We start from the raw sequence: 25,372 nt of genomic DNA, 5'->3' as shown, positions 1-25,372 counted from the left end.
GAAGCTAAGCCTCTCAGCGCCGATGGTACTGCAAGGGGGACCTTGTGGGAGAGTAGGACGCCGCCGGACTTAACGTATGAAAGATGTGGCCATCGGCCCTCCATCGAGAATTCGCAGGGGAAGCCCTCGTTCTCGGTTGGGGCCGGTGGCCATTTCTGTTTCTGCCGCCGTTCGCTCGACGCCGGCTCCGGTTCGTGATGGACTGGAAGCCGACGTCGGGCGACCGACGCGGCACCCAACACAACGACACAGCGGACGAACGCCCGAGGCACTGCACCGGGCACGCGATGAGGAGCAACGGTGGCGAACGACGACGATCAGCGGCGGAACGACGGGGACCGCGGAGATCGACCCCGACGGGACGGCGACCGGTTCCCCCGTCGCGACGGCGCTCCGCGGCGGGGCGGCCAGAGCGATGGTCGTTGGTCGTCGGGACCTCGCGAGTTCGAGCGCCGTGAAGGTGACCGTCGTGATCGTCCGCAGGGTGGAGACCGTCCGTTCCGTGACGGCACACCCCGACGGGACAGCGCGCCGCGTCGCGACGGCGATCGTCCGTTCCGATCCGGCGACCGGAACGACCGGCCGTCGTGGCAGGGCGACCGTGGTGACTCCGGTCGGCCGCCGCGCGGCGATGGTCCGCGCGGTGCCGATCGTCCGCGGCGCGATGGCGATCGTCCTCACCGTGGTGGCTCGGACCGCCCGGCTCGTGACGGTGATCGTCCGTTCCGTGGTGGTGGCTCGGACCGGCCGCGCCGTGACGGCGACCGACCGTTCCAGGGCGGATCCGACCGTCCGCGTCGTGATGGGGACCGTCCGTTCCGTGGCGGCTCCTCGGACCGTCCCGCTCGTGATGGCGACCGCCCGTACCGCGGTGGTTCGGACCGTCCCGCTCGTGATGGCGATCGTCCGTACCGTGGTGGATCGTCCGAACGTCCCGCTCGAGACGGTGATCGTCCCTACCGTGGCGGATCCTCTGACCGGCCGCGCCGTGACGGCGACCGTCCGTTCCGTGGTGGCTCGGACCGTCCGGCTCGTGACGGCGACCGCCCGTACCGCGGTGGCTCGGACCGTGCCGCTCGAGACGGCGACCGCCCGTACCGTGGTGGTTCGGACCGTCCCGCCCGAGACGGCGACCGCCCGTACCGTGGTGGCTCGGACCGTCCGGCTCGTGACGGGGACCGCTCGTACCGTGGTGGTTCCTCCGATCGTCCGGCCCGTGGTGGTTCCTCCGACCGTCCGTTCCGCGGCGGTTCGTCGGACCGCCCGGGTCGCGACGGCGGTGATGAACGTCGTCGTTTCGGGGACGGCAGCCGTCACTCCGGCGCCCGCTTCGGTGAGGCCGCGCGCGACGACTGGGAAGACCGCGACCCGTACGGCACGAAGTCGATCCGTCCGCGCCACGACGACCCGGAGATCCCCGAGGAGATCCAGGCGCGCGACCTCGACCCCGCGGCCCGGATGGAGCTGAAGACCCTCAGCAAGGACAACGCCGACTGGGTTGCGCGTCACCTCGTGGCGGCTGCGCTCTTCGTCGACGACGACCCCGAGACGGCCAACCAGCACGCCCTGAGCGCTGCTCGTCGTGCCGGTCGTGTCGGTGTCGTCCGCGAGACGGCGGCGATCACCGCGTACCGCCTCGGCGACTTCGCCACCGCGCTCCGGGAACTCCGCACCTACCGTCGGATCTCGGGTCGCAACGACCAGCTGCCGATGATGGTGGACTGCGAGCGTGGCCTGGGTCGTCCGGAGCGGGCACTCGAACTCGGTCGCTCGGTCGAGCGCTCGGCCCTCGAGACCCCGGTGCAGGTCGAGCTCGCGATCGCCATGTCCGGCGCTCGTCTCGACCTCGGGAATCCCACAGCGGCCCTCGGCGAGCTGGAGATTCCACAGCTGGACCCGTCGACCGCCTACACGTGGTCCCCGGCGCTCTACAGTGCTTACGCGGCCACGCTCGAGGAGCTCGGTCGACAGGACGAGGCCGACGAGTGGTGGGCCCGTGTGGACCGCGCGGCAGCGGCCCTCGCCGAAATCGCGGACGACAACGCTTGGGAGACAGTTGATGTGGTCGAGGAAACGCTCGAAGTCGAAGAACACGGAAACGCCGGAGACGACGACGCCGATGACCTCGGAGCCGACGACGTCGCGACCGACGAACTCGACGGCGACGACGAATCCGCCGACGACCTCGATGACGAACCCGCCCTCGACGACCTCGACGACGACACCTCCGCAGCCGACGAGCCCGGCGAGATCGACGACGACAACCCCCGCGACGTCGACGGCTCCGCAGCCGACTGAGCACTCGGCGGCCTTGACTGACGGCGTCGACGTGGTCCTCACCGACCTCGACGGCGTCGTCTACCGCGGCCGCAACGCCATCCCGCACGCGGTCGAAGCCCTGACCCGGGCATCGCTCAGGGCGCGGGTCGGCTACATCACGAACAACGCGTCGCGCCGCCCGATCGACGTTGCCGAGCACCTCGAGCGCTACGGTCTCGAGGTGTCCGAGGGTGACGTCGTCACCTCGTCGCAGGCCGGCGTCCAGCTGCTCGCGACCCTGGTGCCGGCCGGATCGACCGTCCTGGTCACCGGCGGGCTCGGCCTGTCGAGCATCGTCGAGGCAGCCGGGTTCACGGTCACCTCGAGTGCCGAGGACTCCCCGGCCGCGGTCATCCAGGGCTTCTCGCCGGACCTCGGCTGGAAGGAACTGGCCGAGGCCTCGTTCGCCCTGGCTGACCCTGACGTGCCGTGGGTGGCCACGAACATGGACTGGTCGATCCCGGTCGAGCGGGGCATCGCACCCGGCAACGGCACGCTCGTGTCCGCCGTGCACCAGGCAGTCGGCAGGATGCCCGTCGTCGCCGGCAAGCCCGAGCGGCCGATCTTCGACACGGCGGTCGAGCGCTTCGGCGGCGGTCGGACCCTGTTCATCGGGGACCGGCTGGACACCGACATCAAGGGCGCGAACGACGCCGGGATCCCGAGCGTGCTCGTGCTCACCGGCATCGACAAGGCGAAGCAGGTGCTCGCGGCCGACCAGCGCTCGCGTCCCACGTACGTGCTCGAAGACCTCCGGGGGCTGTCCCAGCCCTACCCGGAGACGGCGCGGCGCGAGGACGAGGACGGCACCCGGTACGTGACCGTCGGGACCTCGACGGTGGCGATGCGCGGGCACGTCGTCCGGGTGCTCGACGCCGGGACGGACATCGATCGGCTCCGTGCCGGCTCGACGCTCATCTGGGAGTCCGGGTTGGCCATCTACGGCCTCGACGTGGACCCGCAGCTGTACGGCGGCGAGTAGCGTGTCGGACGTGCCGAACCCCGAGCAGCCGTCCGCCGAACCCGAGCAGCAGGACGCCTTCGCCGCGCGCACAGCCGAGGCCGAGGCCCTGCCGCTCGCCGACCGTGCCGAAGCCTTCTCCGCCCTGCACGACGAGCTGCGGACGCGGCTCGAGAGCGGCGGCTCCGCGAGTGCCTGAGCCGGACGGAGCCGTGCACGACGCGTCGCCGGTCCGCCTCGACGCCCTGCTGGCCGCACGCGGGCTCGCACGGTCACGGACCGTCGCCAGCAAGCTGATCCAGGACGGCCGGGTGCTCGTGGGCGGCCGTGCCGTCCTGAAGCCGTCGACGCCGATCGCATCCGACGCGGACATCGAGGTCGACGCCGCGGACGAATGGGTCTCGCGCGCCGCCCGGAAGCTCGTCGGCGCACTCGACGCGTTCGACGTCGACCCCGCCGACCGGGTCGTGCTCGACGTGGGCGCGAGCACCGGCGGGTTCACCCAGGTGCTGCTCGCACGCGGCGCGCGCCGTGTCATCGCGCTCGACGTGGGCCACGGACAGCTGCACCCCACCATCGCGCTCGACGAACGCGTCGCCGTGGTCGAGGGGACGAACGCGCGGAACCTCACGCGCGCCGACTACCTGGCGCTCGACGGCGCCGCCGCCGAGACGAGCCTGGTGGTGGGGGACCTGTCCTTCATCTCGCTCCGACTCGTGCTGCCGGCGCTGGCCGAAGCCGTCCCCGCGGACGAGTTCGTGCTCCTGGTGAAGCCCCAGTTCGAAGTGGGCCGTGGCGGTGTGCGCGAGGGCATCGTGCACGACGCCGGGCTGCGGAACGACGCGCTCATGAACGTGCTGTGGGCGGCGTGGGACCTGGGCCTCGGCACCAGTGGGCTCGCCGCGTCCCCGATCGTCGGGACACACGGCAACCACGAGTACCTGGCCCGCTTCCAGCGCGGTGTCGGGGGCAATCCGACAGAATGGAGAGTCCGGGCGACCGAACTCACGGAAGGGTCTTCATGAGTGACGAACGGCACATCCTGCTCGTGTCCCACACGGGTCGCCGTGACTCGATCGACGCTGCGGTCGAGGTCTGTGACCTCCTGCACGCAGCCGGTCTCACGCCCGTCATGCCCTTCGACGAGTACGCCGACATCCGTCGTGCCGAAGCGTCGGTCGGCAAGGTCGACATCCTCGGCGTCGACGTCCAGCCGAACCAGCTCGAGATCGTCATCGTGCTCGGTGGCGACGGCACGATCCTCCGCGCGGCGGAACTCGTGCGGAACACCGGCGCTCCGCTGATCGGGGTGAACCTCGGGCACGTCGGGTTCCTGGCCGAGAGTGAGCGTGACGGTCTGTCCGAGACGGTCGAGCGCGCGCTGTCCGGCGAGTACAACGTCGAGGAACGCGTCACCCTGCAGGTCGACGTGGTCGTGGGCAACCAGATCGTCTACTCGAGCTGGGCGCTGAACGAAGCCACGATCGAGAAGGCCTCGCGGGAGCGGATGCTCGAGGTCGTGACCGAGGTCGACGGCCGCCCGCTGTCGTCCTTCGGCTGCGACGGCGTGGTCGTGTCGACCCCGACCGGCTCCACGGCGTACTCGTTCTCCGGCGGTGGCCCCATCGTGTGGCCGGACGTCGACGCGCTGCTCATGGTGCCGCTGAGCGCCCACGCCCTGTTCGCCCGTCCGATCGTCGTCGGGCCGGACTGCACGCTCGCGATCGAGGTCCTGCGGCGCACGAGCGGTGTCGGTGTCCTCTGGTGCGATGGCCGACGCACCCACGACCTGCCTCCGGGCGCCCGTGTCGAGGTCCGGCGTTCGCCCGATCCGGTGCGTGTCGCCCGACTCAAGGACGCTCCGTTCACCGACCGCTTGGTCGCGAAGTTCCAGCTGCCCGTCGCCGGGTGGCGCGGCCCCCAGAGCGACGAGGACGACCGTTGAGCCCGGAGGACGATCGATGAGCACGGAGGACGACCGATGATCGAGGAGATCGCGATCCGCGACCTCGGTGTCATCGGTGAGACCACGCTCGAACTCGGGCCGGGCTTCACCGTCGTCACCGGGGAGACCGGTGCGGGCAAGACCATGATCGTCACGGCGCTCGGGCTGCTGCTCGGTGCGCGGGCCGATGCCGGTTCGGTGCGCCGCGGCGCGTCGAGCGCCGTCGTCGAAGGCCGCTGGCACGTCCCCGAACAGGACGCGGTCGCCGAACGGGTCGAGGACGCCGGCGGCACCGTCGAGGACGGCGAACTCATCCTCACCCGCACGGTCTCCGCCGAGGGGCGCAGCCGTGCCACGGTGGGCGGTCGCAGTGCGCCCGTGGCGGTGCTCGGCGAGCTCGCCGACCAGCTCGTCACCGTGCACGGGCAGTCGGACCAGATCCGCCTGACCTCCGCCACTGCGCAGCGGGCCGCCCTCGACGGGTTCGGGGGAGCCTCGCTCGAGAAGGCCGTCGCCCGGTACGTCGCCGCGTACGACGCCTGGCAGCAGCACGCCGGTGAACTCGAGGTCCTGGTCCGCGACCGGGACGACCGGGTGGCCGAGGCCGAGCGGCTCCGCGCGGCCTCCGACGAGATCGAGGCCGCCGACCCGCAGCCCGGCGAGGACGTCGAGCTGGCCGAGCGCGCCGAACGGCTGGGGAACCTCGAGGAGCTCCGGTTGTCCGCGGCCCTGGCGCACGAGGCGTTGTCCAGCGAGTCCCTCGACGGCGTCTCCGACGTCGTCGGCCTGGTCGAGTCCGCACGCCGGGCCGTGGAGCGCGTCGTGTCGTCGGACAGTGCCCTGCAGCCGGTGCTCGAGCAGCTCACGGAGCTCGGGATCCAGGCGGCCGAGGCCTCGGCGAGCATCTCGAGCTACCTCGGTTCCCTGGAACCCGAGGCCGGGCACGACCTCGAGCTCATCAACGAACGCCGTGCCCTGCTGGCCGGCCTCACCCGCAAGTACGGCGAGACGGTGGACGACGTCATCGCCTACGGACAGCGCGCGAGCGACCGGCTGCTCGAGCTCGACGGCGACGACGACCGGATCGCGGCGTTGCAGCAGTCGGTCGAGCAGGACGAGCAGGCGCTCGAGACCGCCGCCGCCGCGCTCACCACGGCGCGCACCAAGGCCGCGGCCGACCTGGCGAAGCGCGTGACCGCTGAGCTGAAGACCCTCGCGATGGGTGGTGCGACCCTGGTGGTCGAGGTCACCGAGGCCGGCGAGTACCGCCGCCACGGCCGTGACCAGGTCACGATCCTGCTCCAGCCGCACTCCGGCACCGACCCCCGGCCGATCGGCAAGGGTGCGTCCGGCGGTGAGCTGTCCCGCGTGATGCTCGCGATCGAGGTCGTCATGGCCGGCAGCACCACGGTGCCGACGTTCGTCTTCGACGAGGTCGACGCCGGTGTCGGTGGGGCGGCGGCGATCGAGATCGGCCGACGGCTGGCGAAGCTCGCCGAGCGCACGCAGGTCATCGTCGTCACGCACCTGGCCCAGGTCGCGGCCTTCGCGAACAACCACCTCAACGTCGTGAAGGACGCCAGCGGGGCCGTCACGTCGTCGAGCGTGCGCCGGCTCGAGGGCGAGGACCGGTTGCAGGAGATGGCACGGCTGCTCTCCGGACTCGGCGACAGCGCCAGTGGCATCGAGCACGCACGCGAGCTGCTCAACGTGGCCGGCCAGCGGGCCTGACGACCAGGCACGCGGGTACTGTCCCCGGGACCGGACCCGGACCCGGCCACGGCCCGAGGACCCGGCCGCCCACCCGCGCAACGCCCACGGCGAACCGAGGTCGCGCCTCCCGGCAGTTCTGACGTACGATGGAATCCCGTGGCGGACACTCTCAGCGGCGGTACCAATTCTTCGATCTCGACCCCGAAGGTGACGAAGCAGATCTTCGTGACCGGCGGGGTCGTCTCGTCTCTCGGCAAGGGCCTGACGGCGGCCAGCCTCGGCAACCTGCTCACGGCTCGCGGCCTCAAGGTCGTCATGCAGAAGCTCGACCCGTACCTCAACGTGGACCCGGGCACCATGAACCCGTTCCAGCACGGCGAGGTCTTCGTGACCGACGACGGTGCGGAGACGGACCTCGACATCGGGCACTACGAGCGCTTCCTCGACATCAACCTGTCGCAGGCCGCGAACGTCACGACCGGTCAGGTGTACTCGACCGTGATCGCCAAGGAGCGTCGCGGCGAGTACCTCGGCGACACGGTGCAGGTCATCCCGCACATCACCGACGAGATCAAGCGGCGGATGCGCGAGCAGGCGCAGAACGACCCGCAGCCCGACGTCATCATCACCGAGGTCGGTGGCACCGTCGGCGACATCGAGTCGCAGCCGTTCATCGAGTCCGCCCGACAGGTGCGGCACGAGCTCGGCCGCAACAACGTGTTCTTCGTGCACGTCTCGCTGGTGCCGTTCATGAACGCCTCGGGTGAGCAGAAGACCAAGCCGACGCAGCACTCCGTCGCCGCGCTCCGCTCGATCGGCATCCAGCCCGACGCGCTCGTGCTGCGCAGCGACCGTCCGGTGTCGGAGTCGAACAAGCGCAAGATCGCGCTGATGTGCGACGTGGACGAGGACGCCGTGGTGAACGCCGTGGACGTCCCCTCGATCTACGACCTGCCGACGCTGCTGAACAACCAGGGCCTCGACCAGGTCATCGTCGACGCGCTCAAGCTCGATGCCGGTCCGGTCGACTGGACCGCGTGGACCCCGGTGCTGAAGGCCGTGCACGAGCCGAAGAAGGCCGTCACGATCGCCCTGGTCGGCAAGTACATCGACCTGCCGGACGCCTACCTGTCGGTCACCGAGGCGCTCCGTGCGGGCGGCTTCGCGCACGACGCCAAGGTGACGCTGAAGTGGGTCGTGTCCGACGACTGCACCACGCCCGAGGGCGCGGCGAAGCAGCTCGGCGACGTCGACGGCATCTGCATCCCCGGCGGGTTCGGCGTGCGCGGCATCGAGGGCAAGCTCGGCGCGCTGAAGTTCGCGCGTGAGCAGGGCATCCCGACGCTCGGCCTGTGCCTCGGCCTGCAGTGCATGGTCATCGAGTACGCCCGCCACGAGGTCGGTCTGACCGACGCGTCGAGCACCGAGTTCGACCCGGAGACCTCGACCCCGGTCATCGCGACGATGGCGGAGCAGGTGGACATCATCGCCGGCGGCGACCTGGGCGGCACGATGCGCCTGGGCCTGTACCCGGCGTCGTTCACCGAGGGCTCGCTGGCGGCGGAGCTGTACGGTGCGCCGGAGGCCTCCGAGCGGCACCGTCACCGCTACGAGGTGAACAACAAGTACCGCGAGCAGATCGCGGACGCCGGCCTCGTCTTCTCGGGCACGTCGCCCGACGGCACGCTGGTGGAGTACGTCGAGCTCCCTCGCGACGTGCACCCGTTCTACATCGCCACGCAGGCGCACCCGGAGCTCCGCTCGCGTCCGACCGATGCGCACCCGCTGTTCGCGGGGCTCGTCGCGGCCGCGATCGAGCGCCACGAGGCGTCCAGCCTGTTCGACCCGCAGACCGAGGAGCAGGTCGCGTAAGCGCCGGTCTCACGATCGGACGGGAGGCGCGGTGCCAGCTGGCACCGCGCCTCCCGTCCGTCGTGGGGTCGCGTCCACGGAACCTGGTTCCGGACGCGGAACCACGGAACGACGCGGTGCTGTGTCCGGAACCTGGTTCCGATGGGGGCGTCAGGTGCGCGCGTGCTTGGATGGAGACGTGACAGACGCACCGATCGCTGACGAGTCCGCCTCCTTCGAGGTCACCGAATCCACCGTCGTGTACGAGGGAGCCGTCTGGGACGTGCGCCGCGACACCGTCGCCTACAACGGCGACTCGATGGTCCGCGAGTACATCGACCACACGGGTGCCGTCGCCGTGTACGCCGAGGACGACGAGGGCCGCGTCCTGGTCATCCAGCAGTACCGGCACCCGGTGCGGCTGCGCGACTGGGAGCTGCCCGCGGGTCTGCTCGACATGGAGGGCGAGGACCACCTGACGGCCGCCAAGCGCGAGCTGGGCGAGGAGGCCGACCTCGAGGCCGACACGTGGGAGCCCCTGGTCCGCTACAACACGTCGTCGGGTGGCAGCGACGAGTTCATCCAGATCTACCGGGCGCGCGGTGTCCGGTCGACCGAGTCCGCGTTCGAGCGCGAGGCGGAAGAGGCCGACATCGTGACGCGCTGGGTCCCGCGGGCGGAGCTGCTCGAGGGGATCCTGGGCGGTCGGCTCAACAACTCGGCCCTCGTCGTCGCGACGCTCGCCGTCGAGGCCATCGAACAGCGCGGCAAGTGAGCGGGTCCGCGGCCGACGGTCTGCGCGACCTGGTCGCCACGGGTACGTGGACGCACGAGCCGGAGGCCGCCGAGTTCGACGGCGACGTGTTCCGCGTCACCGCGGTCGAGGGCAGTGACGCCTGGCGGACCACCTCGTACGGGTTCGTGCACGACTCCGAGCACGCGCTGCTGCAGCCGACGGACGGGCCGTTCTCGGTCGAGGCGTCGTTCGTGCTCGACTTCACCGAGCAGTTCGACCAGGCCGGGGTGTTCCTGCGCGTCGACGAACAGACCTGGATCAAGGCCGGCGTGGAGTTCTCGGACGGAGCGCCGCAGCTCGGCGCCGTGGTGACGCGCGGGTTCTCGGACTGGTCGGTGTCGCCCGTGCCGGAGTGGGCGGGCCGGGTGGTGACCGTCCGCGCGAGCCGCGATGGTGACGCCGTGACGATCCGGGCGTGGGCCGAGGGTGACGAGTCCCGCCTCGTCCGGGTCGCGTACCTCGACCCGGACGCCGACGTGTCCGCGGGGCTGCTGTGCGCCGGGCCGACGCGGGCCGGGCTGACCGTGACGTTCACCGGGTTCCGCGTGGGCGCGCCGGACGAGGCGTTGCACTGACGGGTGGGTTGCCCCGCGCCGGTTAGCCTGCTGAGGTGATGCCCCTCGACCGTGCCGTGGAGACGTACCTGCGGCACGTCGCGATCGAGCGGGGGCTCTCGCAGCACACGTTGTCCGCGTACCGGCGGGACCTCGCCGTGTTCACGTCGTGGTTGGCGGCCGCTCCGGTCGTCGAGTCCGACGGTGCGGACCGGGCCGGGGGGTCCTCGGCGCTGCGGGACGTGGCACGGTTGGCACGGGCGGACGTCTCGGGGTTCGTCGAGCACCTGGCGACTCGGCCGTCGGGCCCGCTCGCACCGCGGTCGATCGCGCGGATGCTCAGCTCGGTGCGCTCGTTCACGGCCTTCGCTGCGGGGGAGGGCTGGCTTCCGCTCGACCCCGGCACCGCCGTCCGGCCGCCGAAGGCCCCGATGCGGCTGCCGAAGGCGATCCCCGTCGAGGACATGGAACGGCTGCTCGGGGCAGTGTCCGTCGACGCCGACGACCCCGTCCAGCTGCGGGACAAGGCCCTGCTCGAGCTGCTCTACGCCACCGGCGCGCGGATCTCCGAGGCGGTGGGGCTGTCGGTCGACGACGTGACGACGCTGTCGGACGCTGACGGCGAGCTCTCCGTCGTGAAGGTCACCGGCAAGGGCAACAAGCAGCGGATCGTGCCGCTCGGCAGCTTCGCCCGGGCCGCGATCGACGCCTACCTGGTGCGCGCACGGCCGGTGTTCGCTGCGCGCGGGCCCTCCACACCGGCGCTGTTCCTCGGTGCCCGTGGAGCGCGGTTGTCACGGCAGAGCGCCTGGCTCGTGATCCAGGCCGCCGCTGCTGCCGCCGACCTGGAGGCGCACGTGTCACCGCACACGTTCCGGCACTCGTTCGCGACGCACCTGCTCGAGGGTGGTGCTGATGTGCGCGTGGTGCAGGAGTTGCTCGGGCACGCGAGTGTCGCGACGACGCAGATCTACACGATGGTCACGGCGGACATGCTGCGGGACGTGTACCAGACGGCGCACCCTCGGGCGCGGCGGTAGGCGCGCTCTGCGCGCTCAGAACAGGTGGAACTGGGCCGACGCGGCGATGACCGTCGTCGTCACCGCGACGACGAGCGCGCTCGCCGAAGCGCTCCGCGCCAGGACCGCCCAGGCGCCGACGGCCCCGGGACGGACGATGCCGATGACGCCGCACGCCACCGCGAGCAGTCCCGCCAGGCCCCAGGGGTTCGCGACGACCGAGACCACGGCGAGCAGCACCGCGAGCACCGTGAACACACCGAGCCGACGGTCGCCGGTGGTGCCCGATGCCCACGCGTCCGTCCGGATCGCCGCGGTCTGCACCGAGAACGACGGCCCCACCGGAGCGACGACGATCGGCGTGACCGGTTCCGTGGCGGCCGCAGGGACTCGCGTGGCTGCGCCCCAGGTGCGACCGTCCCACCAGCGCAGACGACGGGCGTCTTGCGGGTCCGGGAACCAGCCTGCGGCCGGCAGCGTCACGGTTGCTCCTCGAGGTGCGGGGTGGATCGACGCTCCCGAGCCTAGGAGCGCGGTCGGCCTCGCCCCAGTCCCCAGCCGGGTGTCAGCACAAGGGGGGACCGGGCCGGTGCACTACGGTCGGGGCGTGCCCTCGACGCTCGACGACTTCTGGACCGCGCGACGCCGTGAGCGTCCGAGTCTCCCGACGGCCGTGCCGGAGGCGTGGTCCTTCGGCGCGACCCCGGAGCAGGCGGACGCGCTCCTGCAGCTCGTGGTCGACGGGGTCAAGGTCGGCACGGCGTCGTCGCTCTGGGACTACGAGGCGACCGGTGACCCGCTGCCGGCAGCCGACGAGTTGGGCATCGTGACCGACGGCTCCGGTGCGCCCCGTGCCGTCATCGAGACGACGGTGGTCCGGGTGGTGCCGTTCGACCAGGTCGGCGCGGACCACGCCTGGGCCGAGGGGGAAGGGGACCGGACGCTCGAGCACTGGCGGACCGTGCATGAGGCGTTCTGGCGCGCACACTCGGAGAACCCGCGCGGGTTCGCGCCGGACATGCCGGTCGTGTGCGAGCGGTTCCGGCTGCTCTGGCCGAACGGCTGAGCCCGAGCCCGAGCCCGAGCCCGAGCCCGATCCCGATCCCGATCCGGGGTCAGGCGGGGACCGGCTCCGCGTCGACCTCGGTGAACACGTCCTTCACGGCGGCGAGCAGCCGGGCGTTGAAGTCCACGCCCAACTGGTTCGGCACGGTGACGAGCACGGTGTCGGCAGCACGGACGGCCTGGTCGGCCGCGAGTTCCGCGACGAGATGCTCGGGCTCACCGATGTAGGACCGGCCGAACCGGGCCAGCCCGCCGTCGAGGTGCCCGACCTGGTCCTGCCCCTCGACCTGCGCGCGCACGCCGAAGTAGTGGCGCGACTCGTCGTCGATGATCGGGATGATGCTGCGCGAGACCGAGACGCGCGGTTCGCGGTCCCAGCCCGACTCGGACCACACCCGGCGGAAGCGCTCGATCTGCTCGGCCTGCAGCTGGTCGAACGGCACACCGGTGTCCTCGGTCAGCAGGGTCGAGGACATCAGGTTCATGCCGTGCTCGGCGGTCCACTCCGCGGTGGCGCGGGTGCCGGCGCCCCACCAGATGCGGTCGCCGAGCGAGTCGGACAGCGGGGAGATCGGCAGGGACCCGACCGAGCCGGTCATCTGCGGATTGGCGTGGGCCATCGGCTCGCCAGCGATCGCGCGGCGGAACACGTCGGTGTGCGCACGGGCCATGTCACCGCCGTTCTCGTCATCGGCGTCGGGCACGTAGCCGAACTGCTGGTAGCCGGCGAGGGCGGTCTCGGGTGATCCCCGCGAGACACCGAGCTGCAGTCGCCCTCCGGAGATCAGGTCGGTGGCCGCGGCTTCTTCCGCCATGTAGAGCGGGTTCTCGTAGCGCATGTCGATGACGCCGGTGCCGATCTCGATCCGGCTGGTCTTCGCGGCGATGGCCGAGAGCAGCGGGAACGGTGCGGCCTGCTGCGGTGCGAAGTGGTGGACGCGGAAGTAGGCGCCGTCGACGCCGGCTTCCTCGGCTGCGACCGCGAGGTCGATCGCCTGTACCAGGGCCTCCCGCCCGCTGCGCACCTTCGACCCCGGCACGTCACGCCAGTGTCCGAACGACAGGAATCCGATCTTCGTCATGTCCATGCGAACGCATCCGGAGGCAGGGCCATTCCGCCGCGACTACCGTGGCCGGCATGGAGGACCCCCGCCCCGCGCTCGAGGCCGAACGCGTCCGCAACGCACGGCTGCTCGCTGCGGTCGAGCGGAGCATGCGCGACGTCAGCGACGCCCGGCAGGACGCGAACTCCGACGACGAGCACGACCCGGAGGGCGCGACCCTGGCCTGGGAACGCGGCTCGCTCGGTGCGGTCCGCGACGGCGCCCGGCTGCGGATCCGCCAGGTGGACGCAGCGCTCGCACGACTCGACGACGGCACCTACGGCCGCTGCGCGGTCGGCGGTGAGTCGATCCCGGAGGCCCGGCTTGCCGCCGTCCCGTGGGCGGCGACGTGCGTCGCGCACGCGTGAGGGGTACGCGATCGGTGCCGCCTGACGGCCGGGAGGCGCGGCCTGCCCCGGCCCCGTGCCTCCCGGCATGCGCACCCCGCGTCCACCGCCTGCGCCGCTGATTCCCAGCCGCGCGCCCTACGTTTTCGGCATGGACGGCGACCCGAACGACCGACCCGGCGACGCCCGGGCCGACGGCGCGCCACGCCAGCGCTTCCAGTGGTTCCACCGCCTGCGCACGTGGATCCACGCGCGGCCGCACGTGCACCTGCTCTACAAGGTGCTCGTCGGCATCGTCGGCGGGATCGTCGTCATCGTCGGGTTGATCCTGGTGCCGCTGCCGGGGCCGGGGTGGCTCGTCGTGTTCATCGGCCTCACGGTGCTGGCGAGCGAGTTCCACTTCTTCCACAGGATCATCACGTGGCTCCGGGCGCAGCTGCACCGCTTCTGGGACTGGGCCAAGCGGCACGGGCCGAAGCGCCTGCGCGATGCTGCAGACCGGGGCAAGGCCGACGTCGATGCTGCGCACACCGGTGCGGCGCGGACGGTCGGGGTGCGTGCGCGCACCAGGCGGACAGCCCGCTAGTCGGCGGAGGCGACCCGGATCGAGCCTGTTGCGGTGCGCTCGATGACCTCGGCGGCGTGCTCCTCGACCTCGGCGGCGTCCGTCGACGACATCTGCAGCACGAGGGCGACGACCGCGGCGAGCACGATGAAGCCGCCGTACCCGGCGATGACGGGGACCAGACCGACCGAGGGCTCGAGCAGGCCCCCGATGACCGAGGGCACCCCGAACGCCAGGTAGCTGACGACGTAGATCGTGGAGAGCAGTCCGGCGCGGTGGGTCGGGGCGGCGGTGGCGAGCAGCATCCGCAGCGGCGCCTGGAACCCGGCACCGAAGCCGACACCGGCGATGGCGCTCCCGACGACCATGCCCGGCAGGGAGTGCGCGAACACGAACGACACCGTGACGATCGGTCCGAGCACGAGCGCGACGAGCCCGAGCAGGACCGCGCGACGGGTGTCCATGCGCTGGATCGCCAGGCCGGTCAGGGCGCCGACGCCGGTGACCACGGCGATGAGCGCACCGGCGGCGAAGTGGTTCGTGATGCCGAACACCGTGCCGAGCGCCGAGGGGACGAGCGACAGGAACATGCCGCCGAGGGCCCAGCTGGCGACGAGCGAGCCGGCGACACCGCGGAACAGCCGGCGTGAGGACCGCGGCACGCTGATCATCGGGCGCAGGGAGCGGAGTGCGCCGGGGCGACGCTGCACCTGCTCGGGGACGACGAACAGCGCGAGCACCAGCAGCACGAGGAGCGCGCCGAACAGCAGGTAGACGAGCTGCTCCGGCGCCGGACCCCACTGCACCAGGGCACCGCTCGACATCGCGCCGGTGGCCAGGGCGATCGGCGGGATGACGCCGTTCAGCACGCCGGCCATGGTGGGGTGTCGTTCGAGGGAGTTGTCGATCAGGGCCGCACCGAGGGCGCCGATGAGCAGCCCGACCGAGACACCCTGCACGATGCGGTCGACGATGAGCGCGACGACCCCGTCCGCCATCGCGAACAGGCCGAGCGACAGCGCGACGCCCAGGCCGCCGACGACCAGCACGGGCTTGCGGCCGACGTGGTCGGACAGGCGACCCGCGACGAGCAGGCTCGCCAGCAGGCCGGCGACGTAGATGGCGAAGACCCCGGTGAGCATGAGCGGGGTGAGGTGCCACTCGGCTGCGTAGACCGGGTAGATGGGCGACGGCACGGCCGACGACGCGACCGAGACCAGGAGCATCGCCGCCAGGATCCAGAACCCGGCGACCGAACGAGCTGACTGGTGCATGCGCACCCCTTTCCATCTCCGTGCAGTACGACTGCATTCGTACCGCACTCGAACAGTACGACGCAAGTCGTACAGCAAGCCGAACGGTGGTAGCGTCCCGTCCATGCCCGCGCACGTCGATGCTCCTGAACGGCTGCCGCAGCCGTCCGTGGTCGAGATGGACCTCCCGGTCGTGATGGACGCCCTGAGTGACCCGATCCGGCTCGCGATCCTGCACCGCTACCTGGTCGACGCGGCCGGGGGTGAGCGCAGCTGCGGCTGGGTCGGCATCGACCGGCCGAAGTCCACGCTGACCCACCACTTCCGAGTCCTGCGCGAGGCCGGTCTGCTCGAGCAGCACCTGGAGGGCCTGACCCGCGTCAGCCGCGTCCGCGTCGAGGACGTGCAGCAGCGGTTCCCCGGGCTCCTCGACCTGGTGCTCGACTGGCAGGTCCCCGCGGCGCTGCTGCGCGAAGGGATCGCCTCGTGAGCGCCGGCGCGACCACCGGCGTGGACGCTGCGCACACGCTTCCGTCGATCGTCGCGGACCCTGCCGTCACTCCGGCGCTCGCCGCAGACCTGACGGCGGCCGGCTTCACCGTCGACCGGCTCGACTCGCTGTGGGGCGCCGAGGCCGCCGCATCGCTGCACCGCGGCTCGCGGGTCGCCGCCCTCCGTGCGCTCGCCGCCCGCGAGACCACGCCGCTCGGCACCCTGGCGACGCTGTTCGTGCTCGGCCTGCCGGTGGCGCGGGCCGAGGCCGCGGCGACGTTCCCGACCGCCGGGCTCGACGCCGTCATCGCCGCGGGCCTGCTGCGTAGTGAAGGCGAAGGCGCCGACACGCTCGTCCACCCCACCGTCGACCTGCGCCCCTACGCCTTCGTCGACGACCTCGGCGCCGGTAGCTGGTGGATCGTCTCCGACCTCGGCGAGCTCGCCCTCGGGCACGCCATCAGCGAGGAACACGTGCTCGGCATCGGTGGCGCCACCACCACACTGAGCGGCCTGCAGGTGCCCGTCCCGGTCGAGCGTGTGCTCGACCTCGGCACCGGGTGCGGCATCCAGGCCATGCACGCGCGGCGCTTCGCCGACCAGGTGGTCGCCACCGACATCTCGCGCCGTGCCCTCGACATCGCCCGGTTCAACGCCCGGCTCAACGGCATCGACGGCATCGACTTCCGGTTCGGCTCGCTGTTCGAACCGGTCGCGGGGGAGCGCTTCGACCGGATCGTCTCGAACCCGCCCTTCGTCATCACACCCCGTCGCGAGGGCGTCCCGTCGTACGAGTACCGCGACGGCGGCATGGTCGGCGACGCCCTGGTCGAGACGGTGCTCCGCGGCCTCGAGGCCCACCTGGAGCCCGGTGGCACCGCTCAGCTCCTCGGCAACTGGGAGTACCACTGGGGCGTCGACGGCCTGGACCGCGTGCGCACCTGGTTCGCCGACACCGACCTCGACGTGTGGGTGATCGAGCGCGAGCGGCAGGACCCGACGTCCTACGCCGAGACCTGGATCCGCGACGGCGGGACGAAGCCCGGCACGGCCGAGTTCGACACCCTGATGGGTGCCTGGCTCGACGACTTCTCGGACCGTCGCGTCACCGGCGTCGGCTTCGGCTACGTCGTGATGCGTCGCCCCCTGCCGGGAGGCCCGTCCGGCCTCCGCCGGTTCGAGCGCGTCCCCGAGACGCTCGGCTCCAACCCCGCGGGCCTCGGCGCGACGGTCGCCCGCGTCCTCGACGCGGCAGCCTGGCTCGCCGCGCACGACGACGCCGCGCTCGCCGCCGCCCACCTGTCGGTGGCCGGTGACGTCACCGAGGAGCGGTACTACTGGCCGGGCAACGACGACCCCACCGTGATGACCCTGGTGCAGGGTGGTGGACTCGGGCGCCGGGTGGACGCGGACACCGCACTCGCGGCGTTCGTGGGTGCGTGCGACGGCGACCTGTCCGTCGCCGCGATCATCGGCGCGCTCGCGCAGATCACCGGGGTGGACGAGCAGGCGCTCGCCGCCGACCTGCTGCCTGCGGCGCGCGACCTGGTGCTCGACGGGCTGCTCGTCCCCGCCGCCTGACGATCAGGCGCGGTGGTCGCGCCAGCTGTGCTCGGGCGTGTAGCCGAGGAGTTCGCGCGCCTTCTCCGACGACAGCAGCGAGCTGACGCCGTCGATGTCCGCACGGCGCTCGATGTCCGGCACGAAGCGTTCGACGAGCTCGATCGTCGGGGTGTCCATCACCGTGTCGGGGCTCGCGATGACGAACGCTTCGAACCCGGTGAGGTCGGCCTCGAGTGCCCGGCGGACGGCCTGGGCCCCGTCGCGGGAGTCGATGTACGACCACAGGTTGAACGTCTTCGCCTCGGGGGTGGCGTCCCACGGGAACGCCGGGTAGTCGGTCTCGTCCATCACGTTCGAGAAGCGCAGGCCGATCATCTTCAGTTCCGGGTCCCAGCGGGTGAAGTGGCGGGCCATCTCCTCTTCCACCGCCTTGCCGAGGGAGTACGACGACTGCGGGCGGACCGCGAACTCCTCGTCGACCGGCAGGTAGGGCGGGTGGTGCTCGCCCATCGGGATGCCGAGCAGGGTCTCGCTCGACGCCCACACGACGTTCTTGATCTTCGCGGCACGGGCGGCGTGGAAGACGTTGATCGACGAGGTCACGTTGTTCGTGATGAGGGCCACGTCGGGGACCTGCCCCGGGGCCGGCACCGCCGCGAGGTGCACGACGGCGTCGACGTGGTCGTACCGGTCGTCGATGCCGAGCAGGGCGTTCAGGACCTGGCCGTGGTCGGTCAGGTCGATCCGCACGAACGGGACACGCTCGGGCTTGTCGGGCGAGGGGACACGGTCGAGCAGGACCACGTCGTACCCGTGCGCATCGAGGTCGCGCACCACCGCTCGTCCGAGCTTGCCGCTGCCACCGGTCACCACTACACGCGTCATCGCGTCACTCCACATCGTCGTCGGAACACACCCTGGCGGGCACCGACCATCCTGCCCCGCCGCACCTGACGCGACCAGGCCCTGTCCGTACCCCGGAGCTGACACAATCTGTCATTGCAAATTTCAACGCTCATATGCCAGTGTGGGCATCGTGATTCGGCGAGGAACGATCGTTGCGGCGGTCGTGCTGTCATCGAGCCTTGCCGGCTGTTCGTCCGACCCGATGTGGGCACCGGCGGGTGAAGCCAGCGAGCGGACCATCGCGATCGTGGACGGCGGGATGACGCCATCCCTCGGGCGAACGGGTGCAGCACAAACTTGGATCGCGCCGAACCTTCCGGACGAGTCGCCTGATGGCCATGCTGACCTGCTCGCGGCGGCAGTTCTCGCCGAGTTCGGTGAGGGAACCCCATCACTTCTCGACGTACGAGTGGCGACGCCGAATCACCCCGCCACTCCGGACTCAATCGCCCAAGGCGTGGAATGGGCCGTCGGCAGTGGAGCCGACATCGTGTTGATCGCTCTGAGCAGTCGCTTCGACTCGGCCGCGCTTCGGGCTGCCTTGCGGAACGCGGATCGCAACGACGTCCTCGTGGTGAGCAGCATGCGAAACGAATTGATCGGTGCGAGGTCCTTCCCCGCTGATCACGAATCCGTGCTCTCGGTGTCCAGTGTGGATCACTCCGGGGCACGGGCGTCGACGTCGCCACGTGACGGCGACGTCAGCGCACTCGGTGTTGACGTCGACCTCGGCTCTGGCGGTGAGGTCTCCGGGACGAGCATCGCAGCCGCATCGGCCGTCGCCGCGGTGATCCGTTGTGCCGGGTGGCCTGTGTCCCGCGATGACTTGCTCCGCGACGCGCAGCGTCGTGGCGTCAAAGACGACCGCGGCGTTCCAGTGCTGCGGTGTACCGAAAGGAAGAACCAATGAAGCTCTCCAAGTGGACACCGCCCGTCGGCGTGTTGGTGACGGCAGTGATGGTGTTCAGCCTTGTCGCGCCCGCGTCTGCCGAACCCGTGGACCGTGATCCTGATGCGGCGGCCGTCGACATCTCCGTGGTGACGGAAGGGAATCCTGCTGGTGAGGCGTCCGTCTCCACCCAGATCGAGTCGGAACTCGGGATGGACGGTGAGGCTGTCGTCGCGATCGACGGCAACGTGATCGACACGGTGAGCGTTGAGACTGCCCAAGAGGGGGATGCGCTCGAGGACACGTACTCGATCAGCGACCTCACGATCGTCGACGACGAGAACTTCTCCGCGCTCCTCACCTCGGACTCGACAGGTGAGACGCACTTCATCGACACGACAGCCACCGAAGCGCAGGTTCTGCCGCTGATCCTGGTGGTGCTTGCTCGTGTGGGTATCCAGATGGCCATCCGCCAGTTCTCGAAGGCCGCGACCCAGAGCGCCGCGAAGAAGTACGCGCTGTCCCTCACAACGTCGAAGTGGACTCATATCATGGCGCGGAAGCACAACTGGCGGTACGTGGGTGGTACGACACGTGCAAAGGTCGCAGACCTCATGAGCAGGGCTGTCGCGAACGGACGTTCAGCGAAGGCGCGTGACCACATCGACTACACGTGGCGATACAGCGGGCGGACGATCACCGTTCGGACGTCGACCGGCGGTCACATCAGCAATGGATGGGTGAAATGAGCGAGATAGCGAGCCTCGTCGACGGGGGAAGGATCGGTGATGCCGTCCGAGCCGCCCGCGGGCTCACCCCTCAGCGGGTCCGTGAACTCCTCTTTGCTTCTGGTGGGTTCATGCAGGACTCTGGCCCGTACGACGAGTTCTTCCGCCGCTGGTACGCCACGCTCGAGAGCCCGTACCTGCGGGCCGAAGCAGCGGATTGGTTCTGCCAGGCGTACCTGACCGAACTGGCCGACGTTCCTGGTGCGGAGCACTACGGAGCGGCCTTGTCGACGGATTCGAAGCGAGCGGTGCGTGACCACCTCGCGCGGGAGATGCGGGGCCGGAACATCTCAGATTGGTCGATGTCTCCGGAGGAACCCCTCTCGAAGACGCAGGTCCGCGCGTGGAGCACCGCGGCGGACGAACTCGCTGCCGTGCGCTTGCCCTGACCACTTGGCCGGCGGGAGGCTCGGTGCGGACGTGCGCTGCGCCTCCCGTCAGGCGGTGGGGGTGACCTGGGCGATCGCGAGGCGGGCGACGAGTTCGACGTGCTCGGCCATGTCGCGGGTGGGGTCGAAGAGCCACTGGATCTGCATGCCGTCGGACACCGCGAGCAGGACGCTGGTGAGCTCGTCGGGGTCGATGTCGGACCGCAGCCGTCCGTCCTGCTGCATGGTGCGGAAGTCGGCGGACAGGTCGCGGCGGCTGCGTTCGTAGCGCTCGCGGAAGTACTCGTGCGCCGGGTGCTCGGCGTCGGTGGCGGCCGCGGCGGACAGGTTGACGAACATCTGCACCAGCCCCGGGACCTCGGCGTTGTGCCGCACGATCGCGGCGAGCAGGGCTGCCGGGTCCGCGGCCTGCCAGTCGTGCGCGAGGTCGAGCTCGTCACGGCGGCGGAGGATCTCGACCCAGAGCTCGTCCTTCGAGTCGAAGTAGTGCAGCAGGCCGGCCTGGGTCAGCTCGACGGCGTCGGCGATGTCCTTGATGCTCGTCCGCCGGAAGCCCTGCGACGCCACGAGGTCCAGCGCGACCGTGAGGATCTCCTCGCGCTTCGCGATGCCCTTTGCGTACGAACCCCGTCGTGCCATGGCCAGACTGTACCGCCCACAGGAGACCCAGAAAACCAAGCAACGGTTGGTTTTGGGTGGTACGGTGCAGGAGCTGCCAGCGCGGGCGGCGAACCCGGTGGATGGTGGGTGTGGGCGACGAGGCCCCGGCTGTCCAGGCGGCGCCCCGCGGCCCTGAACGAGAGGACCGACCACCGTGACCACCGTGAACGACGCGAGCACTGCCTCCAGTCCGGCGACGCCGATGACCGAGCGCATCGATGCGCTCCTCGGCCAGCTGACCACCGACGAGAAGGTGCAGCTGCTCACCGGACGTGACTTCTGGACCACCTGGCCCATCGAGAAGATCGGGCTGCGCCGCATCCTGATGTCGGACGGTCCGTCGGGTGTGCGCGGCGAGGTGTGGGACGAGCGGGACCCGTCGCTGAACCTGCCGTCGGCGACCGCGCTGAGTGCGTCGTGGGACCGTGCGATCGCGAAGCGCTACGGCGCCGCCGCCGCGGTGGAGGCCCGCCGCAAGGGCGTCGACGTCGTGCTCGGCCCGACCATCAACCTGCACCGGTCCCCGCTCGGTGGCCGGCACTTCGAGGCGTTCAGCGAGGACCCGGTGCTCACCGGCGACCTGGCCGCGTCGTACGTCGACGGCGTGCAGGAGAACGGTGTCGCCGCGACCCCGAAGCACTACATCGCGAACGACTACGAGACCGACCGCTTCACCGCGTCGACCGAGGTGTCGGACCGTGCCCTGCGCGAGCTGTACCTGCTCGCGTTCGAGAAGGCCGTGACCGAGGCGCACGCCTGGGCGATCATGTCGTCGTACAACGCGATCAACGGCGTGACGGCGTCGGAGAGCGACCTGCTCGAGACCCCGCTCAACTCGGAGTGGGGCTTCGACGGGATCGTCGTGTCCGACTGGACCGGTGTGCGTTCGGTGGACTCGGCGAAGGCGTCGCAGGACGTCGCGATGCCCGGGCCGAACCCGTGGTGGAGCGAGGGCCCGCTGCTCGCAGCCGTGCAGTCCGGCGAGGTGCCGATGGCGGCGATCGACCGCAAGGTCCGCCGGATCCTGACCCTGGCCGCCCGCGTCGGCGCGCTCGAGGGCTTCGAGCCCGTCGCCGCGTCGCCCGTACACGTCGAGGACGGCATCGCGTTCGTGCGCGAGGCCGAGGCCGAGGGCACGGTCCTGGTCCGCAACACCGGTGTCCTGCCGCTCGACGCCCCTGCCGTGTCACGCATCGCGGTGATCGGGCACAACGCCGACCAGGCCCGCACGCAGGGCGGTGGCTCGGCCACGGTCGTGCCGTCGCAGGTCGTGTCACCGCTGGACGGCATTCGTTCAGCGTTCCCCGGCGCGAGCGTGGACTACGCGATCGGCGCCGTCGTGCAGGAGGGCATCGCAGAGTTCCCGCTGTCCACCATCACGAACCCCGGCACCGGGGAGCCCGGAGCCCGGATCGCCTTCGTCAAGGACGGCGAGGAGCTGTTCGTCGAGGACCGCCGCGCGACGGCGTTGTTCTGGTTCGGCGGCGACGCCCCGACGCGCGAAGCCGACCGGCTCGACATCACCACCACCTACACGGCGGAGTCGACCGGGACCGTGCGGTTCGGCATCGGTGCGGCCGGACGGTCACGCATGTGGATCGACGGCGAGCTGCTGCTCGACGAGGACGTGCCGTTCGAGGGTGACCAGCTCGGTGCCGCGTTCCTCAACCCGCCGGCGCGGTCGGTGCCGGTCGAGGTGACGGCGGGGCAGCAGGTCGCGATCCGCATCGAGTACGACGTCGTGCAGGACGAGACGCTCGGTGGGGTGCTGGCGTACCAGTTCGGCACCGAGCCGTCGGACGACGACCCCGCCGTGCTCATCGAGGCCGCGGTGGACGCAGCCCGTGGTGCGGACGTCGCGGTCGTCGTGGTCGGCACGAACTCGAAGGTCGAGTCCGAGGGCTACGACCGGTCCTCGCTGGCACTGCCCGGCCACCAGGACGACCTGGTGTGCGCCGTCGCCGCGGCGAACCCGAACACGATCGTCGTCGTCAACGCCGGGTCACCGGTCGAGATGCCGTGGCGGAACGACGTCGCCGCGGTGCTGCTGACCTGGTTCGGCGGGCAGGAGTACGGCAACGCCCTGGCCGACGTGCTGACGGGGGCGCAGGAGCCCGGCGGTCGCCTGCCCACCACGTGGCCCGTCGCGATGGCCGACGTCCCGGTGCTCGACGTCACCCCCGTGGACGGCAAGGTCTCCTACGACGAGGGTGTCCACGTCGGCTACCGAGCCTGGCTGCGGGCCGGCACGGAGCCCGCGTACCCGTTCGGGCACGGCCTCGGCTACACCACGTGGTCGATCGAGGGCGTGTCCACGACCCCGACCGTGCGCGAGGGTGACGCCGTCATCGTCACGGCGACCGTCGCGAACACGGGAGACCGCGCCGGCAAGCACGTCGTGCAGGTCTACGCGTCCCGTGCGGAGTCGGGGGTCGACCGCCCGGTGCGCTGGCTGGTCGGGTTCGCCCCGGTCCGGCTCGCCGCGGGCGCCTCGACGGAGGTCTCGATCGAGGTCCCGGCGCGTGCCTTCGCCCACTGGGACGGCTCGTGGCAGTACGAGTCGGGGACCTTCACGCTGCACGTCGGCGCCTCGGTCGTCGACGACGCCGGAACCGCGTCCCTCGAACTGGAGTGACGAAGTCGTCCGGTTTCCGCGTAGCTCCCAACTCCATTCAGTAACATCGTTCTGCGCGAGTCGGCTGGTTACCGTCCGCGCACGCACCGACTACGGGGTCGCTGGGTGAGCGACTCGGTCTCCTGATCCGGCCGTTGTTGCCCTGGCCTCCCCGGTGCGTCCCAGAATGCGTCCCCGCGTCCGCGCGGGGACGCATTCGTCGTTCCGGCGCGGAACCGCCTCGGTGAACCGGTTGACGCACTTCGTCCCGCATCGGAAAAACGAGTGACACTTGGTCAACTTTCTACGTCCCGGGTGCGCGGATCGGTGTGACAAACCGCTCGGTAGGTGGAACGATGGGTGCACCATCTCGTACGGATCAGGGACGAGATGGTCATCCGGTCGGGCTCTGTGAGACTCACCAACTCGTCCAGAGCCCACCGGATGCCCTTGACTCTCGGTGGCAGGCTCGCAGTGATCAGGCCGGCGGTGCCGGTGCTCAGGCCCGCAGGGCGGGTGCGATCTCCTCGGCCACGATGCGCAGGATCCGCTCGTGCGCCGCACGGTCGCCGTTCGCCGGCAGGGTGATGACGAGTTCGTCGGTGGCGGTGACAGCCGGGTCGGTGAGCAGTGCGTCGACGATGGCGGCCGGCTCGCCGGACAGGACCTTGCTGAACCGGAACGGTGGCGTGCCCGAGAGCGGCCGGCCCTCGTCGTCCATGCCCGATGCGTAGCCGGTCAGGAACTCCTGGTGCACGGCGCGGTCGTGGTCGTCGAGGAGCGGCACGACGATCCGGCCCACGGCGACCTTGGACTCGCGCTGCGGGTGGAGCTCGGCGAAGCGGTCGCGGTAGGCGGCGATCTGGTCGGCCTGCGCCTGGGCGAACGGCGCACCGGTGTCCTCGGTGTTCAGGGTCGAGCAGTGCAGCAGGAGCCCCTTCTCGGCTGTGCGGACCGCCGTGCCCATGCTGCCGCCGCCCCACCACACGCGGTCGCGCAGGCCCGGACTGAGCGGCTGCAGGGTCAGGTCGGCCCCGGCGGGGATGCTCTCGTAGCCCTTGCCGGCACTGCCGAGGGGCTCACCCTGCAGGACCTCGAGCAGGCGTGCGGCGCGCGCCTCGGCCTCGTCGCGGAAGCTGCGGTCGACCGTGCCGAACACCGGGTCGAGGATCGGGCCGTACCCGGCGATGCCCGTGCTGATGCCGAGCTGCACCCGGCCGCCGCTCAGCAGGTCGACCGTGCTGGCGTCCTCGGCCAGGCGCACCGGGTCCTCGTAGCGCATGCCGAGCACGGCGGTGCCGAACGCGATGCTGCTGGTGCGCTGCGCTGCGGCCGCGAAGAAGGTCATCGGGCTCGTCAGGTACGGCTCGAAGTGCCGTCCGCGCACCCAGCCCGTCCCGTAGCCGAGCGACTCGGCGGTCTCGAACAGGCGCAGCCCGTCCTCGAGGGCGCCGGCGGCGCCCCCGGTGCCACCGTGGTTCGGGACGAAGGAGAGGAAGCCGAGTTCGCGCATGACGCGAGTCTATGCGCACGTATCGAAATGGGCCCGAGTCGGTGACCGGGCGGACGGGAGGCCCGTG

The 25,372-nt window shown here is 70.9% G+C and carries 26 protein-coding genes; 19 read left to right on the top strand and 7 right to left on the bottom strand.

What is annotated here, in order from left to right; translation table 11 throughout:
• Positions 1-69: 69 nt before the first annotated feature.
• The gene (locus tag DEJ30_RS18180; protein ID WP_181420092.1) at positions 70-1,509 is read right to left on the bottom strand and encodes a hypothetical protein; all 1,440 of its coding nucleotides are present in this window, start codon (positions 1,507-1,509) and stop codon (positions 70-72) included.
• On the opposite strand from DEJ30_RS18180, the gene DEJ30_RS18175 reads away from it, so the two are divergent.
• From DEJ30_RS18175 to DEJ30_RS10320, 10 genes are all read left to right on the top strand, one after another.
• A complete protein-coding gene (locus DEJ30_RS18175) occupies positions 1,459-2,298 on the top strand; it encodes a hypothetical protein (protein WP_110861097.1) in 840 nt (279 codons plus the stop codon). The two genes, DEJ30_RS18180 and DEJ30_RS18175, sit on opposite strands and share 51 nt — an antisense overlap.
• A gap of 13 nt (positions 2,299-2,311) precedes the next feature.
• On the top strand, positions 2,312-3,301 hold the full coding sequence (locus tag DEJ30_RS10355) for an HAD-IIA family hydrolase (RefSeq protein WP_110861095.1): 990 nt from the start codon (positions 2,312-2,314) through the stop codon (positions 3,299-3,301).
• Between the two features lie 10 nt (positions 3,302-3,311).
• Positions 3,312-3,479, top strand: coding sequence for a hypothetical protein (locus tag DEJ30_RS18170; RefSeq protein ID WP_181420091.1), 168 nt, complete (start codon positions 3,312-3,314; stop codon positions 3,477-3,479).
• Positions 3,472-4,305, top strand: a complete 834-nt coding sequence (locus DEJ30_RS10350; protein WP_110861093.1) for a TlyA family RNA methyltransferase — start codon at positions 3,472-3,474, stop codon at positions 4,303-4,305. Before DEJ30_RS18170 ends, DEJ30_RS10350 begins: the two co-directional genes overlap by 8 nt.
• Positions 4,302-5,225: an NAD kinase gene (locus DEJ30_RS10345; RefSeq protein ID WP_071245131.1), complete on the top strand. Its 924-nt coding sequence runs from the start codon at positions 4,302-4,304 to the stop codon at positions 5,223-5,225. Before DEJ30_RS10350 ends, DEJ30_RS10345 begins: the two co-directional genes overlap by 4 nt.
• Before the next feature lie 36 nt (positions 5,226-5,261).
• Entirely contained in the window at positions 5,262-6,956 is a 1,695-nt protein-coding gene (gene recN / locus DEJ30_RS10340) for a DNA repair protein RecN (protein ID WP_110861090.1), read from the top strand.
• A 138-nt stretch (positions 6,957-7,094) separates the two neighbouring features.
• Complete coding sequence (locus DEJ30_RS10335) at positions 7,095-8,810, top strand: CTP synthase (RefSeq protein WP_258369896.1); 1,716 nt, start codon at positions 7,095-7,097, stop codon at positions 8,808-8,810.
• Between the two features lie 178 nt (positions 8,811-8,988).
• Positions 8,989-9,564: an NUDIX hydrolase gene (locus DEJ30_RS10330; protein WP_071245128.1), complete on the top strand. Its 576-nt coding sequence runs from the start codon at positions 8,989-8,991 to the stop codon at positions 9,562-9,564.
• The gene (locus DEJ30_RS10325) at positions 9,561-10,160 is read left to right on the top strand and encodes a DUF1349 domain-containing protein (protein ID WP_110861088.1); all 600 of its coding nucleotides are present in this window, start codon (positions 9,561-9,563) and stop codon (positions 10,158-10,160) included. The genes DEJ30_RS10330 and DEJ30_RS10325 overlap by 4 nt, the downstream gene beginning before the upstream one ends.
• 38 nt (positions 10,161-10,198) lie before the next feature.
• On the top strand, positions 10,199-11,179 hold the full coding sequence (locus DEJ30_RS10320) for a site-specific tyrosine recombinase XerD (RefSeq protein WP_110861086.1): 981 nt from the start codon (positions 10,199-10,201) through the stop codon (positions 11,177-11,179).
• A 15-nt stretch (positions 11,180-11,194) separates the two neighbouring features.
• Here DEJ30_RS10320 and DEJ30_RS10315 read toward each other — a convergent pair whose 3' ends face one another.
• Positions 11,195-11,641, bottom strand: a complete 447-nt coding sequence (locus DEJ30_RS10315; protein ID WP_181420090.1) for a DUF2510 domain-containing protein — start codon at positions 11,639-11,641, stop codon at positions 11,195-11,197.
• A 124-nt stretch (positions 11,642-11,765) separates the two neighbouring features.
• On the opposite strand from DEJ30_RS10315, the gene DEJ30_RS10310 reads away from it, so the two are divergent.
• Entirely contained in the window at positions 11,766-12,224 is a 459-nt protein-coding gene (locus DEJ30_RS10310) for an ASCH domain-containing protein (protein ID WP_220032950.1), read from the top strand.
• Positions 12,225-12,273: 49 nt separating this feature from the next.
• On the opposite strand, the gene DEJ30_RS10305 is transcribed toward DEJ30_RS10310, so the two are convergent.
• Positions 12,274-13,311 (bottom strand): LLM class flavin-dependent oxidoreductase, encoded by a 1,038-nt coding sequence (locus DEJ30_RS10305; protein ID WP_110861080.1) that lies wholly within the window; start codon positions 13,309-13,311, stop codon positions 12,274-12,276.
• 50 nt (positions 13,312-13,361) lie between these two features.
• Here DEJ30_RS10305 and DEJ30_RS10300 point away from each other — a divergent pair, with 50 nt between their 5' ends.
• Entirely contained in the window at positions 13,362-13,694 is a 333-nt protein-coding gene (locus DEJ30_RS10300) for a TraR/DksA C4-type zinc finger protein (protein WP_110861078.1), read from the top strand.
• Between the two features lie 130 nt (positions 13,695-13,824).
• Positions 13,825-14,259 (top strand): TIGR02611 family protein, encoded by a 435-nt coding sequence (locus DEJ30_RS10295; protein ID WP_110861076.1) that lies wholly within the window; start codon positions 13,825-13,827, stop codon positions 14,257-14,259.
• On the opposite strand, the gene DEJ30_RS10290 is transcribed toward DEJ30_RS10295, so the two are convergent.
• Complete coding sequence (locus DEJ30_RS10290; RefSeq protein ID WP_110861128.1) at positions 14,256-15,512, bottom strand: MFS transporter; 1,257 nt, start codon at positions 15,510-15,512, stop codon at positions 14,256-14,258. The genes DEJ30_RS10295 and DEJ30_RS10290 overlap by 4 nt on opposite strands.
• A gap of 103 nt (positions 15,513-15,615) precedes the next feature.
• Between DEJ30_RS10290 and DEJ30_RS10285 the strand changes: the two genes are divergently transcribed.
• Complete coding sequence (locus DEJ30_RS10285) at positions 15,616-15,981, top strand: helix-turn-helix transcriptional regulator (RefSeq protein ID WP_110861074.1); 366 nt, start codon at positions 15,616-15,618, stop codon at positions 15,979-15,981.
• Positions 15,978-17,564 (top strand): methyltransferase, encoded by a 1,587-nt coding sequence (locus tag DEJ30_RS10280; protein WP_258369895.1) that lies wholly within the window; start codon positions 15,978-15,980, stop codon positions 17,562-17,564. Before DEJ30_RS10285 ends, DEJ30_RS10280 begins: the two co-directional genes overlap by 4 nt.
• Before the next feature lie 3 nt (positions 17,565-17,567).
• On the opposite strand, the gene DEJ30_RS10275 is transcribed toward DEJ30_RS10280, so the two are convergent.
• The gene (locus DEJ30_RS10275; RefSeq protein ID WP_071245140.1) at positions 17,568-18,431 is read right to left on the bottom strand and encodes an NAD(P)-dependent oxidoreductase; all 864 of its coding nucleotides are present in this window, start codon (positions 18,429-18,431) and stop codon (positions 17,568-17,570) included.
• A gap of 142 nt (positions 18,432-18,573) precedes the next feature.
• On the opposite strand from DEJ30_RS10275, the gene DEJ30_RS17850 reads away from it, so the two are divergent.
• From DEJ30_RS17850 to DEJ30_RS10265, 3 genes are read left to right on the top strand one after another with little or no spacing between them, the layout of a single operon-like run.
• Positions 18,574-19,362: a S8 family serine peptidase gene (locus DEJ30_RS17850; protein ID WP_146238555.1), complete on the top strand. Its 789-nt coding sequence runs from the start codon at positions 18,574-18,576 to the stop codon at positions 19,360-19,362.
• Positions 19,359-20,090, top strand: coding sequence for an SAR2788 family putative toxin (locus DEJ30_RS10270; protein WP_110861072.1), 732 nt, complete (start codon positions 19,359-19,361; stop codon positions 20,088-20,090). The genes DEJ30_RS17850 and DEJ30_RS10270 overlap by 4 nt, the downstream gene beginning before the upstream one ends.
• Positions 20,087-20,518, top strand: a complete 432-nt coding sequence (locus tag DEJ30_RS10265) for a hypothetical protein (RefSeq protein ID WP_110861070.1) — start codon at positions 20,087-20,089, stop codon at positions 20,516-20,518. Before DEJ30_RS10270 ends, DEJ30_RS10265 begins: the two co-directional genes overlap by 4 nt.
• A gap of 48 nt (positions 20,519-20,566) precedes the next feature.
• Here DEJ30_RS10265 and DEJ30_RS10260 read toward each other — a convergent pair whose 3' ends face one another.
• On the bottom strand, positions 20,567-21,157 hold the full coding sequence (locus tag DEJ30_RS10260) for a TetR/AcrR family transcriptional regulator (protein WP_110861068.1): 591 nt from the start codon (positions 21,155-21,157) through the stop codon (positions 20,567-20,569).
• A 223-nt stretch (positions 21,158-21,380) separates the two neighbouring features.
• Here DEJ30_RS10260 and DEJ30_RS10255 point away from each other — a divergent pair, with 223 nt between their 5' ends.
• Positions 21,381-23,813, top strand: a complete 2,433-nt coding sequence (locus tag DEJ30_RS10255) for a glycoside hydrolase family 3 C-terminal domain-containing protein (RefSeq protein WP_181420093.1) — start codon at positions 21,381-21,383, stop codon at positions 23,811-23,813.
• A gap of 478 nt (positions 23,814-24,291) precedes the next feature.
• Here the strand turns inward: DEJ30_RS10255 and DEJ30_RS10250 are convergent, their stop codons facing one another.
• On the bottom strand, positions 24,292-25,305 hold the full coding sequence (locus DEJ30_RS10250; RefSeq protein WP_110861064.1) for an LLM class flavin-dependent oxidoreductase: 1,014 nt from the start codon (positions 25,303-25,305) through the stop codon (positions 24,292-24,294).
• Positions 25,306-25,372 lie beyond the last annotated feature (67 nt).

It is taken from the genome of Curtobacterium sp. MCPF17_003, assembly GCF_003224385.1.
GTDB lineage: Bacteria > Actinomycetota > Actinomycetes > Actinomycetales > Microbacteriaceae > Curtobacterium > Curtobacterium flaccumfaciens.
The sequence above is the reverse complement of the archived record's forward strand: the minus strand, read 5'-3'. Positions and strand labels throughout refer to the sequence as shown.

Coding starts and splice junctions, on each gene's coding strand:
- DEJ30_RS10285 (WP_110861074.1), top strand. CDS start 15,616: ATGCCCGCGCACGTCGATGCTCCTGAACGGCTGCCGCAGCCGTCCGTG.
- DEJ30_RS10290 (WP_110861128.1), bottom strand. CDS start 15,512: ATGCACCAGTCAGCTCGTTCGGTCGCCGGGTTCTGGATCCTGGCGGCG.
- DEJ30_RS10270 (WP_110861072.1), top strand. CDS start 19,359: ATGAAGCTCTCCAAGTGGACACCGCCCGTCGGCGTGTTGGTGACGGCA.
- DEJ30_RS10255 (WP_181420093.1), top strand. CDS start 21,381: ATGACCGAGCGCATCGATGCGCTCCTCGGCCAGCTGACCACCGACGAG.
- DEJ30_RS18175 (WP_110861097.1), top strand. CDS start 1,459: ATGGAGCTGAAGACCCTCAGCAAGGACAACGCCGACTGGGTTGCGCGT.
- DEJ30_RS10320 (WP_110861086.1), top strand. CDS start 10,199: ATGCCCCTCGACCGTGCCGTGGAGACGTACCTGCGGCACGTCGCGATC.
- DEJ30_RS10265 (WP_110861070.1), top strand. CDS start 20,087: ATGAGCGAGATAGCGAGCCTCGTCGACGGGGGAAGGATCGGTGATGCC.
- recN (WP_110861090.1), top strand. CDS start 5,262: ATGATCGAGGAGATCGCGATCCGCGACCTCGGTGTCATCGGTGAGACC.
- DEJ30_RS10300 (WP_110861078.1), top strand. CDS start 13,362: ATGGAGGACCCCCGCCCCGCGCTCGAGGCCGAACGCGTCCGCAACGCA.
- DEJ30_RS10345 (WP_071245131.1), top strand. CDS start 4,302: ATGAGTGACGAACGGCACATCCTGCTCGTGTCCCACACGGGTCGCCGT.
- DEJ30_RS10275 (WP_071245140.1), bottom strand. CDS start 18,431: ATGACGCGTGTAGTGGTGACCGGTGGCAGCGGCAAGCTCGGACGAGCG.
- DEJ30_RS10260 (WP_110861068.1), bottom strand. CDS start 21,157: ATGGCACGACGGGGTTCGTACGCAAAGGGCATCGCGAAGCGCGAGGAG.
- DEJ30_RS10250 (WP_110861064.1), bottom strand. CDS start 25,305: ATGCGCGAACTCGGCTTCCTCTCCTTCGTCCCGAACCACGGTGGCACC.
- DEJ30_RS10305 (WP_110861080.1), bottom strand. CDS start 13,311: ATGGACATGACGAAGATCGGATTCCTGTCGTTCGGACACTGGCGTGAC.
- DEJ30_RS10295 (WP_110861076.1), top strand. CDS start 13,825: ATGGACGGCGACCCGAACGACCGACCCGGCGACGCCCGGGCCGACGGC.